This window comes from Paenibacillus sp. Negev47 (assembly GCF_058313655.1).
Map to the genome: position 1 here is coordinate 6,486,669 of NZ_CM177754.1, position 13,842 is coordinate 6,500,510.

The 13,842-nt window shown below is 48.8% G+C and carries 13 protein-coding genes; 2 read left to right on the plus strand and 11 right to left on the minus strand.

The window, feature by feature from the left end; all coding sequences use genetic code 11:
* The 5 genes from AC4G47_RS29095 to AC4G47_RS29115 form a co-directional block, all read right to left on the minus strand.
* A complete protein-coding gene (locus AC4G47_RS29095) occupies nt 1–1,377 on the minus strand; it encodes a sensor histidine kinase (protein WP_491103997.1) in 1,377 nt (458 codons plus the stop codon).
* The gene (locus tag AC4G47_RS29100; protein ID WP_491103998.1) at nt 1,374–2,123 is read right to left on the minus strand and encodes a response regulator transcription factor; all 750 of its coding nucleotides are present in this window, start codon (nt 2,121–2,123) and stop codon (nt 1,374–1,376) included. The genes AC4G47_RS29095 and AC4G47_RS29100 overlap by 4 nt, the downstream gene beginning before the upstream one ends.
* 55 nt (nt 2,124–2,178) lie before the next feature.
* The gene (locus AC4G47_RS29105; protein ID WP_491104000.1) at nt 2,179–2,823 is read right to left on the minus strand and encodes an SDR family oxidoreductase; all 645 of its coding nucleotides are present in this window, start codon (nt 2,821–2,823) and stop codon (nt 2,179–2,181) included.
* Between the two features lie 309 nt (nt 2,824–3,132).
* Entirely contained in the window at nt 3,133–4,314 is a 1,182-nt protein-coding gene (locus AC4G47_RS29110; RefSeq protein WP_036606574.1) for an NAD(P)/FAD-dependent oxidoreductase, read from the minus strand.
* Nucleotides 4,315–4,338: 24 nt separating this feature from the next.
* A complete protein-coding gene (locus tag AC4G47_RS29115; protein WP_124116740.1) occupies nt 4,339–4,785 on the minus strand; it encodes a DUF1641 domain-containing protein in 447 nt (148 codons plus the stop codon).
* Nucleotides 4,786–5,471: 686 nt separating this feature from the next.
* Here AC4G47_RS29115 and AC4G47_RS29120 point away from each other — a divergent pair.
* Entirely contained in the window at nt 5,472–5,645 is a 174-nt protein-coding gene (locus AC4G47_RS29120; RefSeq protein ID WP_433748699.1) for a CsbD family protein, read from the plus strand.
* Nucleotides 5,646–5,810: 165 nt separating this feature from the next.
* Here the strand turns inward: AC4G47_RS29120 and AC4G47_RS29125 are convergent, their stop codons facing one another.
* Nucleotides 5,811–6,812 carry an NAD-dependent epimerase/dehydratase family protein gene (locus AC4G47_RS29125; RefSeq protein ID WP_491104001.1) on the minus strand — a complete coding sequence of 334 codons (1,002 nt, stop codon included), beginning with the start codon at nt 6,810–6,812 and terminating at the stop codon, nt 5,811–5,813.
* Nucleotides 6,813–6,964: 152 nt separating this feature from the next.
* Between AC4G47_RS29125 and AC4G47_RS29130 the strand changes: the two genes are divergently transcribed.
* Entirely contained in the window at nt 6,965–7,483 is a 519-nt protein-coding gene (locus AC4G47_RS29130) for a cupin domain-containing protein (RefSeq protein WP_491104002.1), read from the plus strand.
* Nucleotides 7,484–7,765: 282 nt separating this feature from the next.
* On the opposite strand, the gene AC4G47_RS29135 is transcribed toward AC4G47_RS29130, so the two are convergent.
* From AC4G47_RS29135 to AC4G47_RS29155, 5 genes are all read right to left on the minus strand, one after another.
* The gene (locus AC4G47_RS29135; protein WP_491104003.1) at nt 7,766–8,845 is read right to left on the minus strand and encodes a DUF1835 domain-containing protein; all 1,080 of its coding nucleotides are present in this window, start codon (nt 8,843–8,845) and stop codon (nt 7,766–7,768) included.
* Between the two features lie 66 nt (nt 8,846–8,911).
* Nucleotides 8,912–9,571, minus strand: a complete 660-nt coding sequence (locus tag AC4G47_RS29140) for a TVP38/TMEM64 family protein (RefSeq protein ID WP_458124549.1) — start codon at nt 9,569–9,571, stop codon at nt 8,912–8,914.
* Nucleotides 9,572–9,843: 272 nt separating this feature from the next.
* Nucleotides 9,844–10,476, minus strand: a complete 633-nt coding sequence (locus tag AC4G47_RS29145) for an HNH endonuclease (protein ID WP_491104004.1) — start codon at nt 10,474–10,476, stop codon at nt 9,844–9,846.
* A gap of 1,384 nt (nt 10,477–11,860) precedes the next feature.
* Nucleotides 11,861–13,036 carry an acyltransferase gene (locus AC4G47_RS29150; protein ID WP_491104005.1) on the minus strand — a complete coding sequence of 392 codons (1,176 nt, stop codon included), beginning with the start codon at nt 13,034–13,036 and terminating at the stop codon, nt 11,861–11,863.
* 213 nt (nt 13,037–13,249) lie between these two features.
* Nucleotides 13,250–13,735: a GyrI-like domain-containing protein gene (locus tag AC4G47_RS29155; RefSeq protein WP_458124551.1), complete on the minus strand. Its 486-nt coding sequence runs from the start codon at nt 13,733–13,735 to the stop codon at nt 13,250–13,252.
* Nucleotides 13,736–13,842 lie beyond the last annotated feature (107 nt).

Below are 13,842 nucleotides of genomic sequence, written 5' to 3' on the forward strand. Positions count from 1 at the left end.
TCATGAGAGCGGTCCGTTCTGAACCGATAGGGGCAAAATAATCGAAGCCTCGGTGCCTTTACCTTCGGTGCTGGTCAGTTCGATTCGGGCTCCCACTGCACCTGCAAGTTCTTTGGCGAGAGATAACCCCAGACCTGAACCACTTGCGCCTCCGCTACGTGTTCTGGCCGGATCAGCCCGGTAGAATCGGTCAAATACCTTCTCCAGCTCGTCCTCCCGCATCCCAATTCCGGTATCCACGATCCGAATACGGCACTCTTGTCCCTTGGCTTCCAGCCTGACTTCAATCGCTTCTTCACTATACTTCCGGGCATTATCCAGCAAAATAAACAACAGCTGCTTCAGCTTACTCTCATCGCTGATCGCCCAGATTGGACCCGAATCTTCACACCGGACTTCACGGTGATAGGCTTCGCGAAACGCACGTGTGGAGTCTGTTGCCAGTCTCGTGATATCCACACGCGTCAACTGCACATTCCACTGCTCTGGCTGCTTCGCGAGCAGTAGCAGTTGCTCGGTCATCTCTCGCATGCGGACAGATTCGGACAGAATCGCTTCCACCGCTTCATCAAATACCTCGGGCCGCTCTTTCCCTCGCCGCTGCAGCAGACTGGCATAACTCTCAATAATGGTCAACGGTGTTTTGAGCTCATGGGATGCATCCGAGACGAATCGCTCCTGCCGTTCAAAGTTGGATTCGAGCAGGTCCATCATCCGGTTGAAAGTCTGTCCCATCGTTTTCAGTTCATCCTTCGATCCTTCCTCCAATGGAAGACGCTTGAATCGGCCGCTGGACTGAATATCACTCATTGTGCGTGTCATCTGCTGAATCGGTCTGGTCATCCGGTTCGCCAGAATCCGGCTGGAGATAATGGCTGGAATGAGGGCAATAATCGTGACCGCAACAAGCACGGTTCGTAGTACAGACAGACGATTCTCCGTCTCTGCAACGCTCTCGGTGACCTGCACATTCACCACCTCGCCATCTGGCCAGATGACCGGGACTGAAACCCATACATAACCGATCTGTTCCACTTGGGTATACTCTGACTTCTTCTCACTTTCATACTTATAAGGCAGCTTGCTGAGCTGTTCGGAAGCTGCTGTTGTCGTCACCGGGGAACTGGTGCCGTCTTCATTGACGATCCGAAGCATGCCGTTCACAGGCGCGTAGGCCCGCAGCAAGTCGTCCGGCGGAATGGAGTCGGCAGACTGACGCACTCCTTTCACAATGGACTCCGCTTCCGCTTCCACCCGATTAACCTCGTTATCAATCGACATCCGTTCAAACACGATATAGACGGACAGGTTGACCGCGATTAACAGCACGGCAAATAATACAGATGAATATCCGTAGATTTTACTGCGCAGGCTCATAACTGTTCCTTCAGGACGTATCCTACGCCACGTACGGTATGTATTAAAGGCGGTGTGAATCCGTTATCCACCTTTTTGCGCACATAACGGATATACACATCCACCACATTGGTATCTCCATAATAATCGTATCCCCACACAGCCTGCACAATCTGGTCCCGACTGAGCACCTGACGTTGATTCTGAAGCAGGTACACCAGCAGGTCGAACTCACGCGGAGTAAGCTCAATAGGCACGCCATCTCGGAATACCTCTCGCGTTCCTTCATGCAGTTTCAATCCGGCAGCCATTAACCAACCCTCAGCTTCATCCTTATACCCAGATGAGTCATTCCCTGCATTAGATGTAGTAGATGAAGCAGAAGAAGTAACGGACGCGACTGCACTAAGCCGTAATGCGGCCCGAACTCTGGCTAGTAATTCTTCAATCTGAAACGGCTTGGTGATGTAGTCATTGGCTCCGAGATCCAGACCAGACACCTTATCTTCCACGGAATCTTTGGCGGTGAGCATAATGATCGGAACTGTAGCATCTTTGGCCCGAACTCGGCGCAATACTTCAATTCCACTCAGACCAGGCAGCATCACATCAAGCAGAATCAGATCCCACCGACCTTCCGCATACTTCTCCAACCCTTCTGTTCCACTACCTGCCTTGCCCACCTGATATCCCTCATACTGTAATTCCAGTTCAAGCAGACGTGCTATTTTGGGCTCATCCTCTATGATCAGCACGGCTTCGTTCATGCAGCGCTCCCCCTCATCCCCATCATTTCATTCTCCCGTTATCTTACAACACTATCTATAGTTTGCCCAAGGCATCTTCTATGGGATGATCCCCGGCAATCAGATCAAAAGCCATCCGGTACGTCTTCTCTTCCTGCAAAGCAGCCACAATGACGCGGGCTACATCTGCACGCGGGATGCTTCCCGGCTCCAGATCGGTTCCAACTGCAATCTTGCCTGTGCCCGGTTCATTCTCCAGACCACCAGGACGAATAATGGTGTAATTCAGATCACTTGCAAACAGTGCACGATCCGCATAATGTTTGGCTACGTAATATGGCTTGATGGACTCGGACCATTTCTCCCGTTGATCTGCGCCATACGCACTGACCAGAATATATCTGGAGATTCCTTGCTGCTCTGCGGCTTCCATCGTCTTCACCGCACCATCGAGATCAATTAGCAGCGTTTTGTCCTGACCGGTAGATCCGCCAGAACCCGCCGTAAACACAATCGCATTATGATCCTTCATTGCCTCAGCCAAATCCTCAACACTACCCTCCAGATCACCGATCACCACATCGGCACCGAGTTCTTTCAGTGCGTCCGCCTGTTCCGGTTTGCGGATCATGGCCGTTACTTTATGTTTGCCTTCCTGTATAAGCTGTTCCACCACAAACTTGCCGATTTGTCCATTTGCTCCTATAACTAAAACGTTCATACGTCATGTCTCCTCTCAGTTGAACGGGCTGCTTGTTGTTGCTCCCCGTTCCTTTAGATGCTCATCCTATAATTTAAACGAAAGCCGGCGCTTCTAAGCGCCGGCTTCATGTTCATGCCCGTTCAGTACATCTATGAAATGTGAATTCTTCCGTTGTCCCATTAATATGCCATATCCCCTAGGTACTTTATACGTGACCTCACACGGACCACTTCTGCTGGTCCCTTTTCACCTCTGCATACCTGTGATTCTTTTAACCCTCACAACAAAAAAGGACGCCCGAAAGGGCGCCCTTGAATAGCATGAAGATTAGTAAGCCAGTGCGAACAAACCGTGAATGTGAGCCAGGTAACGGATGTTACTTGCTTCTTTCATCATGGTTGCAGGCAGACCTTTCAGACGAGTCTGGTTGCCACCGATCATGCCGACAGCATCTTTACGACCCAGACTTCCCAGCGTACCGGAGAATACTGGTGTGAAGGATTCCATTGCGCCACCTTTGAACATTACGCCCAGGTTGTGACCAATGGTTTCACCCATTTGCCAAGCCAATTGTGCTGTTGGAGGGTAAGGGCGAGCGCCTTCGCTAGGGAAGACCACTGCGCTGTCACCAGCAACAAACACGTCTTTGTGAGAAGTAGATTGCAGAACTTCCGTAACTTTCGCACGGCCACGATCCACTTCAATTCCGCTGTTAGCAACAACCGCGTTGCCTTGTACGCCACCTGTCCATACGAGTGTGTTCGTAGGGATGGAGCTGCCGTCTTTCAGCAGAACTTCGTTTTCTTTCATCTCAGTGATCGCTACGCCAACGATGAAGTTAACGCCACGTTTCTCAAGACTCGATTTTGCACGCTCAACCAGCTCTGGCGGGAATCCTGCCAGGATGGAAGGGCCTGCTTCAACCGTGTACAGGGATACTTCTTTGAAATCGATCCCTTTCTCTTGACATACTGCAGGAAGCAGGTCAGCGAATTCGCCAACAAGCTCAATACCTGTCAAACCGCCGCCACCAATAACAAACGTAGCGTCTGCTTTGTTGCCGGACTGTTTGTAAGCATCAAGACGCGCTTCAACGTGTGCACGAATACGGTTTGCATCGCTAACCGATTTGAGCGTGAAGCTGTACTCTTGCAATCCCGGAATTCCGAAGAATGCCGTTTCGCTGCCCAGGGCAACGACGAGTGCATCGTAAGAGTATGTGGAGCCGCTGGTCATCAGAACTTTCTTCTCGTCCGGCTTGATTGTATCCACCGTATCGATTTTCAAGTTCACGTTTTTGCCACGCAGCAATTTTTCGAGTGGAAGAGCAACTGCTTGCTCAGCAATGCTTCCCGCTGCAAGACGGTGCAGTTCCGTGATAATTTGGTGTGTAGGGTAACGGTTAACGACAGTAATTGTCGCTTCTTCCGGAGACAAGTATTGACGCGCAGTCAATGCAGTCAACAGACCGCCGTATCCTCCACCCAAGATCAAAATTTGCTTCGACATATCCATCCTCCGTTCTTCTAAGTCTTAACGTTTCTGTTGTTGACGCTCGTTCAGGATGCTCAGGAAAGATTGAGCAAAACGAAGCGATTGTTGTACGTTTGGATCTTTGAGCATTTTCAGCATAGCGAACAAGCCAACTGAAGTTTGCTCTGTTTGCGCACGATCATTGGCTTCGATGGCAGCAGAAGCTACACCTTTAGCTTTGTCTACAACAGGCTTAGCGAACTCGCCCATTGCGCTCATTGTGTCGCTGATCAGAACTTTGTCTGTTGCTACACTTTGTGCAAAGTCATAAGCTTTCGTCATAGCAGTAACCATTTCAGCCAATTTAGGCAGGTTCTCCACCAGAACGGTTAAAGACTCCTGTACCTCAGGCTTCATCAGTTGATCCAGAACGTCCAAGGACTGGCGCTCGGAAACGTTGGCACCTTCTGTAACTGGCACCTCTTGTTGAGTAGGCGATTGTGACATAAGAGAAAGTCCTCCTTTACTTTGGGATAGAAGTCCGCGACTTTCATGATGCCTGTCAAGCAGAGCCGAACCACAAAATACATCGAATACATCTAAATGTACCAAATTTCACACAATAGGATGAGCGTAGCTCATGGCTACTCCCATATCATGCATTGTATCTTGGATCTATTGCGGACAACATGTGTTGACGCACAAAACGACAAGCAGGCCGAAACCGAACTCTATACCCTTATATTACACCTCTTACACATGAACATGAAAAAGAAATTTTTTACACTTGTGAAGATATTGTGAACATTGTAACAAAATCGATTTTTTTGTCAACCCATGCAGGCAAGCTAACGCTGCCGATCTTCCTGTCCAAGATCCGTATTCCTACCACATATGGTATTAAGACAAGATCACATATGACCAGATGTGCGATATGTACACAAGGAAGGATTAGTTTAGCGATATTCACAGGAATTGTTTTCCAAATTCAATAATCTCGCGCAACGAAATTGGTCACTGTCGTTATTATGCAGCGATGAGCACAGCCTTATTCCATCAATGAGACATCTTTTCTATTTCAAGTATGAACCTCTTGCGCCGCGAATGCAAAATATGGGTCAATCCTCTTTTGTTTAGAATGCTGGCATCCCGGTTAATTAGGACTACACCAGACAACGAAGGAGATGTTCGATATGAGTAATTCAACTGGCGATAAAATCAAAGCAGGCGTAAACAAGGCCAAAGGCGAAGTGAAGGATCAGATCGGTAATGCAACCAACAACAGATCCCTTCAGGCTGAGGGTAAGAAAGACAAAGCCAAAGGTGCTGTACAGGATAAAATTGCCGACGTCAAAAAAGATCACTAGATCTTTTGGATGTAAGGTCAACAGCACGATCATTCGTGCAATAGATAGATGTCAAATAGCTTAACCGTCCGTGTTCGGATGAATCCGTCGTATATGTGACGGAGGCGCAAAAAAGCCAAGGAAGGTGTTTCTCCATACACCCTTCCCTGGCTTTTTTTGTGCAATTTATACAGCTGGAACTGCATACCTTGCCATATCGATAATGAAACTGCGCGTTTCCCTTGTTGTATGATATTCACGGCTGAACTGTCTCACCCATTCAGGATGTGCCTGGTACCAACGGAAGGTTCTTTCCAATCCCTGCTCCAGGTTAATTTGCGGTAGCCATCCCAATTCCGCTCTTAACTTGCCTGAATGCACGACCAGACTGGATCCTCTGGACTGGGTTGGTTCCTGCTCCCGGATCTCTACAGCAGCTACGGATCGATCCATCGGTTTCAACAATTCCCCAATTTCCTGCATGGTTGTCCCAATCCCAGTTGAGATGTTATAAACTTGTCCGTCTTTGCCGTTCAGCATAATCTGTTCAATAGCCCGGAGCGCATCATCCACATACAAAAAATCGCGCACTGCCGATCCCTGGATATCCAAAGGCAGTCCATCCAGCATCCGACCGAAGTTTCGGGGAATAACACGGTCTGGCAATTGCCATGGACCATAGAGGTTGGTCAAACGGAAGAGTTTGACTGGAAGCTGGTAACATTGCGCGTATGAGTGAGCCAGCATTTCACAGGCGACTTTGGACGCGGAATAAGGAGAGACGGGTGCATACGGATCCGATTCGTGATAGACTCTGCCCCAATCGCCGCCATACACTTCAACGGATGAGGCCAGTAAGACTGAAATGTGATGTTCCGTAGCATATTGCAGGATAGCCTGTGTGCTGAGTGTATTATTGCGGAAGACTTCCCCAGGCTGATGATACGAATAATCCACATGTGGCATGGCAGCCAGATGAATAATGTAATCAGTCCCTGCAGGCAGATGAATCTGATCTGATGCAAGGTCACAACAGATGAAAGGCATCTCATGCAGAGGAGAGATATGAACAAGCCTCTGACAATAGTCATCCCGATCCAAAAGGGTAATTCGATGCCCCTTTTGCGCCAAATACTGTGAAAGATTAAATCCCAAAAATCCAGAAGCCCCTGTAATCACAATGTTCACACACGATTCCCCCTTGCGATTTATACAACGAGTGCATTGAAGAGAGTTTATGTACTGAGTATAACCTTAAAATGATACATTTTGTATCATTTTACAATTGTTTTTTGTTCGTCCTTGAGGATATCGGGTAATTTATCATGAGGTGATATGAGATGAATGAACGAAAAAAGAACATAGAGACGTTATTCCTTCAGGATAATGGTGTAATTCCCAATCATCCGACCCTGCCTGTGCTTTTGTATAAGAATGTATGGGCAGAAGAGGCTCTTCATGCAGAATCGTTGCTGAACCGTAATGGGTGGGGAAACAGCTGGTTGAATGGTGTGTTCAATTATCATCATTATCATAGTAATGCTCATGAGACTCTTGCTGTGGTGAGTGGATTCGTAAAGCTGATTCTAGGCGGGGAAAACGGACAGAAGGTATACCTTCAAACAGGCGACGTTGTTGTACTTCCTGCTGGAACAGGACATAAACGTCTGGAGTCTAGCGCCGACTTTCGTATTGCCGGTGCCTATCCGGGCGGCATGAGTTACAACACACGAACAGGTAAGGAAGGCGAGCGACACAAAGCGCTTCAGGAGATTCAAGAGGTTCCAATCCCGCATACTGATCCGGTCTATGGACAAGATGGGCCACTAATGGAACTCTGGAATGGGAAGAAATCATAACAGAAATGAAAATAATAAAGAAGCATGTTATTGAACAATACACAGGAGAAGTCGGTCCATTAATCAACAGAAACAAATAGACTGTTCCCCGGACAAGTAGGAGCACTATACCGGAGAACAGTCTATTTTAATTAGGGAAGCTTGGCTGCTGGAACCTTAGACACATTGCATAATATCCAACCTGTTATACAAGAGAAAATGTCCATTTCTTCCGTCTTATTATTACATCTTCGATCTCGTCGCTCTTTCTTACTATCATGTGGCCATCAATCTTAGTCCCTTTTAGCAATCAGCAAGTCGGACGCTGTAGTACCTTATCGCAAGCGGCTTTCCATCCATCTCCAGTTGGCCTTGTAGCACCAGTTGTCGCAATCGATACTCCACGAACGAAGCACTTATGTGTTGACTACTCGTACCAATCACTTCACCCACAATACGAGCTGCTCGGATATACTTGCCTGGCTCCCAGTTGGGTGTCAGTTCTCTCACCTTCTTCATAATGTACTCATCCAATGCATCTTCAGGCAGACTACGAATCTCGCCATCCTCCATCATACGTAACTGCCCAGGCTGTGCCGAAAGTTCCAGCCACTCTTGTTCCAGTTGGCGGCGCTCCTGCTTCGACAGCGGCTCTTGCCCTGAGCAGACCTGCCACATCGCCAGAAGCTTCTCCGGAAGAATCTCGCCTGTATGGAGCACATCGTATTGAACGTCAGGACGATTGAATAATTGCTGATATAGTCCACTCGTCTCGATAAGATATATGGGACTCTCACTGCTACGCAATAAATGCATGGCGAAAAGTAGCCCGGTCTTTTCATGAGCATTGTTCGTATACCAGATAATAATCGACGTCTGAGAATCAATGGACTGTATGGTGGCGTTTAGCTCAAATAATGATTCCAGTTCATGCATGGCATATGCCTCACGTTCATTGAGACACAATCGTTCGGTCAGCCAGAGATGCCTGCGCTGCAAATCTGTACGAAGGGTCAGATCACCTAACGGCCCCACCGCATAATCATCATCCATGGAGAAAAAACTCCGTTTTTCCCGATCAGGTAATGTACTCAAGCCCACTTTCAGACTACCTAGAGGTGAATCTCCAAACGTAATATGAATTTCATTTGGCTTGTCAGCCTCGGCCAAAGCCTGTTGCTCCAGCCGCCCCAGATCAAAAGAGGTATCCATATCCCGAAACAGGGACTGTATTGTTTCCGCAAAATCTACTATTTCGCCTTGCTCTTCCTGCTGCTTGACCACGAGTGCTGATTGCATATAGAGCACACGTAATAGTGAACGAAGTTCATTTTCATTCAAACGATTTAACATTCGGCTGAATGCATAGATATCGTCAATCATGCTGACCTCCTCGAGCTAGCGTCAATGTTGCAAAAAATTATATATCTACACCCATAACTTCTTTGATTAAGAGGAAATCGATTTTCCAGAGGGTTGATTCAGATCATGTAGGTCTTCACCATCTGACGACGACCGGGTAAAGTGTCGCTCCAATTTGCGGCTTGCCCACAGGGATACGGCTATGAACAGCAATACGCCTACCCAGCGTATAGGGTGCTCCAGAAATTGTTCCACATTGGAACCAATATACGTAACAGAGAAGATCATGATCGCTTTGCCACAGCCCACTGCCAGCAGGAAGGATAATAACCGCATTCGTGCGATACCTGCCGCCACATTAATAATGACAAACGGACCTACCGGGAAGATGCTCAGCAGAAAGACATAACCGAACGCGTTCCTCCGAATCCATACCATGCTGCGCTGCACACGGGGTTTACGTGCCCATCGTTCCACAAAAGCGGATTTCCCGATCTCCCGTACAATCAGAAATGTAACGGTACAACCGAGAACCATGCCGATCCATGAATATAAAAACCCTGCCCACAGACCGTATACCGCACCGTTCACGCCCACAATTAATAGCGTTGGCAGTGGCGGCACAAATGATTTCATAAACGTAAGCAAAATTCCCGGTAACGGGCCCAAAGAGCGAAACTTCTCCAGCCAGAAACGAATATTTTCTTCCGTGATATATGACATAATGTCCAATGCCGCTGGGGTCATCTGCATCCATCCAATCTATACAGTCTACTTTCTAGTTTGGTTATTCCACATGCAACTTCATCATTCAAACAAATGCTGAGACACATCCTAACTAACGTCCTCCCAGTATAACGTACATCTTCGATGAACACCGTTGTCAATTTGAAGAAATTATTGCACCAACGAACTTACTTCCCACCAAAATCAAAAAAGCACACCTCGACCTCTTCGGTCTTGGTGTGCTCTTATTATGAGAACCCCTATTCACACTATGTTGGGGGTATCGTATCCGTTTATTCCAGCTGTGCTTCCTGCATTGCGAGTTCAATCAATTCTGCCTGATGTGCTGCATTCCATTCCGGAATGCCTGAACGCATGAACTCTTCGGCATCCATCGCTGCTTTGGACTGGTTGCACAGATTGCAGGCGCAGACACAGTTGAGCGGGGTGGTATGTCCACCTTTGGCACGCGGCAGCAGATGGTCAATCGTATCTCCATACGATCCACAGAAGTAACAGGTGTAGTGATCCCGGGTCAAAATATACCGCTTGAAATCCTTATTGCTGAACAATCGACGAATCGTGTACCGATTGACCACCACAGCAGCTTTTTCCTTGACCAGCGTGACCGCAAGCTCCATGTCCACTTCCTGATGCCAACGCCTGCCCTTGTCCGTCTTGCCTCGCATCCGTACCATACCTTGTCGGTTGGTCCGGAGCGAAGCCGGATCTTCCGGGTCGATGGCCACCGGGGTCGCCGGAGTCTGACGGCGGGGACGGCCGTCCATTCCAGCTGCGTGACTGCGGCTGGAATGCGCGGGGCGCTGCCCTGATGTACCGCGGGTAGCGTCTTCGCCGTTCGCCTTGGGCGCACGCTCCTTGCGCGCCTGGCGCGGCTTGGACCCTGGCGAGCCAGGCTGGCGCACGGGCGCAGGAGGCCCTGCCTCCGCAGCAGCCCCCGGCGCTTGCCCGGGCTCGCGCCCGGTGGCGGCAGGCTGTGCCTCCGCCGCCGTAGGTGCAGCGACCGTGGTGGCATCGCCACGGTCGCTCAGGGCCGGCGCATGGGCCTCAGCAGCTACGCTGCGGGCCTGCCCTGCGCCGGGCGTGAGCGCGGCAGCACGCTTGCGGCGCCGCTTGCGCTTGCGTTTGGCTGCGGTCTGTTGATCCGCAGCCATGGGCTCTGCTGCCGGGCCTTGCGGCTCAGCCGGCAGCAGAGCTTGGGCCGCCGCGGTCTGCTCGGCGGCCTGGTCTGCAGCGGCAGCTCGCGCGCCAGCCCGCTGTGCAATGCCCTTATCATTCGCAGCAGCATGGCCCTGCGAATGCCCTTCTTCCCCACGCCAGCGCTCACGTGGCTGTGGCTCAGCTCCCAACTGACCTGCCGAGCCATCACGCTCTAAGCTCGTCTCTGCTTGCTCATTGCCCGTGAGAATCTCTGCACGTTTGCTCTTCCGGCGTCTTCTCCTCTTCTTCCGGTTGCCCGAGGAAGAAATACCTGAAGAAATCACCAAGTCAGCATGTGCGGGATGTTCATCCTCTGCAGAAGATGACTCAGCCAAGGGCAGTGAGTCCAGACGTCCCTCCGGCTCAGTCATGGCAGCAGATCTCTGCTTCACATAAACAGTCCGCTCTCGTTCATTCTTCGCTGAGGCAGACGGCCGGTCAGTAACCTCACGGGTCTCCAAGCCATCCCGTTGACGCCCGATCCGTTCATTCGTTTGTTCGCTCACGCTTGAACCGGTATCGTGATCAGCCTGTCCACCGAGCTGACGACAGCTGCGACAGGCTCCCCGTCTGGCTCCGGGGCCTGCCCGCTTTCCGGTTCTGCGCCGGAATTCGGACATCGACCGCTGTTGTCCGCAATACATGCATGTCTTGGTCAATCGCGCTTCTTGTTCCGTCTTTCCTTGCCGGAAAGGGGCTGGCCCCGTCTCCATGTTGTCACCTCGGTTCCGAATGAATCCGGTTTCTTTCTATTGTATCACATCTGCTCGTGAACACCGTCATGGCCATAGGCCTGATAATCTTTCGAATTGTACTCCTGTGTCTGTTCACTGCATTCGTGAAGAATGTGTTCCACATATTCCAATATATCTTGCATCGGTCTCCCGCATTTATCGCATGTTGTCATTTTTCTCACCTTAATCCTGTTCTTCGAAGTTCCGTTCCGACTTATGATTACCCCTCGTACATGATAAAGAAACACCCGTTCCCCACATCACACTCATATGAATAGACCAAAAAAAACCGTTTCCTGCTCTCCCCTAAGGTCGACCAAGAAACGGTTTATTATTCCTGTATTGGCAGTGTATCTTAACGAACATCCAATTGCCCCGAGTTCTGTTGTGGCGCCAGACGTGGTTTCGGTTTTGGCAGATTGCCAAAGATCACCCATGCATATGGAACGAACCTTGCCGTCAATCCAACGACGATCCACGAAGCGATCAGAGCTACACCGAATCCTCCGGCATACCACAGATGCACTAACCACGACACTCCTGTTTGCGGTGGATAATTCCGATACACCAGCAGGAAGAATGGATGGATCAGATAGATTCCAAAAGACAGTGCCCCAAGACGGTTCAGCGGTTTAACGATTAGCGACGGCCCTTTGCGGTATAGCAGATAAGAGATCTGGATGAGTACCAGCGCACAAGCGAAGGTATGCACATTCCAGAAGAATTCATACCACAGTGTGTTATACGTTGCAATCTTCAAACGCAGCTGATAATAGATGTACACATGGCCCAGTCCGGCAATGATCCACACCGCCCAGAGCAGAATCCATGAAGCTACGCGCCCTTTGGTTGCATTAGCCCGACTGATAACGAACCATTGCTTGATTTTAGGAAAGTACACCCCGATAAATGCCCCAAGCATGAAATAGGAAAAGTACGAGAATGCCCAGCTTCCCTTATTGGGTACCTGGAACCCATATTTATTACTTACGATGAATGCCCATTGAATCAATAACCCAATGGGTACAGACCATTTCACCACGGAAGGATACTTCTTGAGCAGCCATAACACCAATGGGAATAACAGATAGAATTGCATGTTAATAAACACAAAGTACAGATGTGTATAGGCCTTACCCGTAAACAATTTCGTAATGAAACTTACTGTGGATTCACCGAACGGTCGGCCCTGGTAATGTGTGAAATGCAGGATAACAAAATACATCAATGAGAACAGGAAATATGGAAGCAAAATATACACAAATCTTTTCTTGTAAAAGTTACTTACGAGTTTCTTGTCCAGCGGACGGGAATAATAGTTATAGAACAGTACGAAACTGCTCATAAAAATAAAGGTAGGCGTACCATATTTCATAAAGATATTAATAAAGTTGTACAGCCAGTAATAGCCCGAACCGGTCATGTCCACCGTCGCGTAAGAAGTGGAATGCACACTCAGTACGCCGATAATCGCCATGGCACGTACCAGATTCAGCTCCGGAATCCGCTCTCTTTTCAGTGTTTCACTCATGTTAACGTTTCTCCTTCATGTGTTCGTCAATATGTCAGATATGACTTAATACGATAAAGCTCTCTATCTATTAAAAGCCATAATGCTTAAGATGGGTAGTCCATTTTCTTAACAATTCCTAAATTTTCATCATATTTCACACTATTTTCATGTCTATATATGTAAAAAAGACCGCGAGTACGCGGTCTTAAAGCCCTCAATCCTTAAATTATTTTATTTTGGTTCTACTGGTATAAAAATGGTAAACTCGGGCTCTGGATCATATGGATCCTGATTCATCGGGTACACTTCATAGTGTGTAAGAGGACCTTCCGATACCTTATGACCCTGATCCTCTATCCAGGCATAGATACGATTGTAGGAGGATTCCACGGGCTGTCCTTTCACATGGCTACACGCTGCATAGTCATGGGCCGGAACATGGATATTCACCATGCCTTTCGGAATCAACTGTGCTCCCCTTTCACCGACCTGGACCGCTACATAATGGACGAATCCTTCATTTGTCATATGATAAGACAGCCCCAGAAGTTCATCCGGATGAAGCAGATCCGTGATTTCATGCAGACGACGCTTGAATTCCGCTTGTACGACTCGGATGCCTCCCGCTCCCGCCTCCGCGAAAGTGCCCTCCCATTGCAAACCGATGATCGTAGTCGCTTTCTTATGTACCAACGCAGCAGATCGATCTTGTTCCATATGTTTCACCCTTCCACTCGATTTTTTCTCAGGCCTGTGCTGTTGTCCCGTTCCTGACTCTATTTTATACTAATACTGTGACAAATCCTGTCAGTATAACCTATGAT

Bases quoted from the DNA above. Each gene is read 5' to 3' on its own strand.
- AC4G47_RS29095 (WP_491103997.1), bottom strand. From the start codon at position 1,377: ATGAGCCTGCGCAGTAAAATCTACGGATATTCATCTGTATTATTTGCC.
- AC4G47_RS29100 (WP_491103998.1), bottom strand. From the start codon at position 2,123: ATGAACGAAGCCGTGCTGATCATAGAGGATGAGCCCAAAATAGCACGT.
- AC4G47_RS29105 (WP_491104000.1), bottom strand. From the start codon at position 2,823: ATGAACGTTTTAGTTATAGGAGCAAATGGACAAATCGGCAAGTTTGTG.
- AC4G47_RS29110 (WP_036606574.1), bottom strand. From the start codon at position 4,314: ATGTCGAAGCAAATTTTGATCTTGGGTGGAGGATACGGCGGTCTGTTG.
- AC4G47_RS29115 (WP_124116740.1), bottom strand. From the start codon at position 4,785: ATGTCACAATCGCCTACTCAACAAGAGGTGCCAGTTACAGAAGGTGCC.
- AC4G47_RS29120 (WP_433748699.1), top strand. From the start codon at position 5,472: ATGAGTAATTCAACTGGCGATAAAATCAAAGCAGGCGTAAACAAGGCC.
- AC4G47_RS29130 (WP_491104002.1), top strand. From the start codon at position 6,965: ATGAATGAACGAAAAAAGAACATAGAGACGTTATTCCTTCAGGATAAT.
- AC4G47_RS29135 (WP_491104003.1), bottom strand. From the start codon at position 8,845: ATGATTGACGATATCTATGCATTCAGCCGAATGTTAAATCGTTTGAAT.
- AC4G47_RS29140 (WP_458124549.1), bottom strand. From the start codon at position 9,571: ATGACCCCAGCGGCATTGGACATTATGTCATATATCACGGAAGAAAAT.
- AC4G47_RS29150 (WP_491104005.1), bottom strand. From the start codon at position 13,036: ATGAGTGAAACACTGAAAAGAGAGCGGATTCCGGAGCTGAATCTGGTA.
- AC4G47_RS29155 (WP_458124551.1), bottom strand. From the start codon at position 13,735: ATGGAACAAGATCGATCTGCTGCGTTGGTACATAAGAAAGCGACTACG.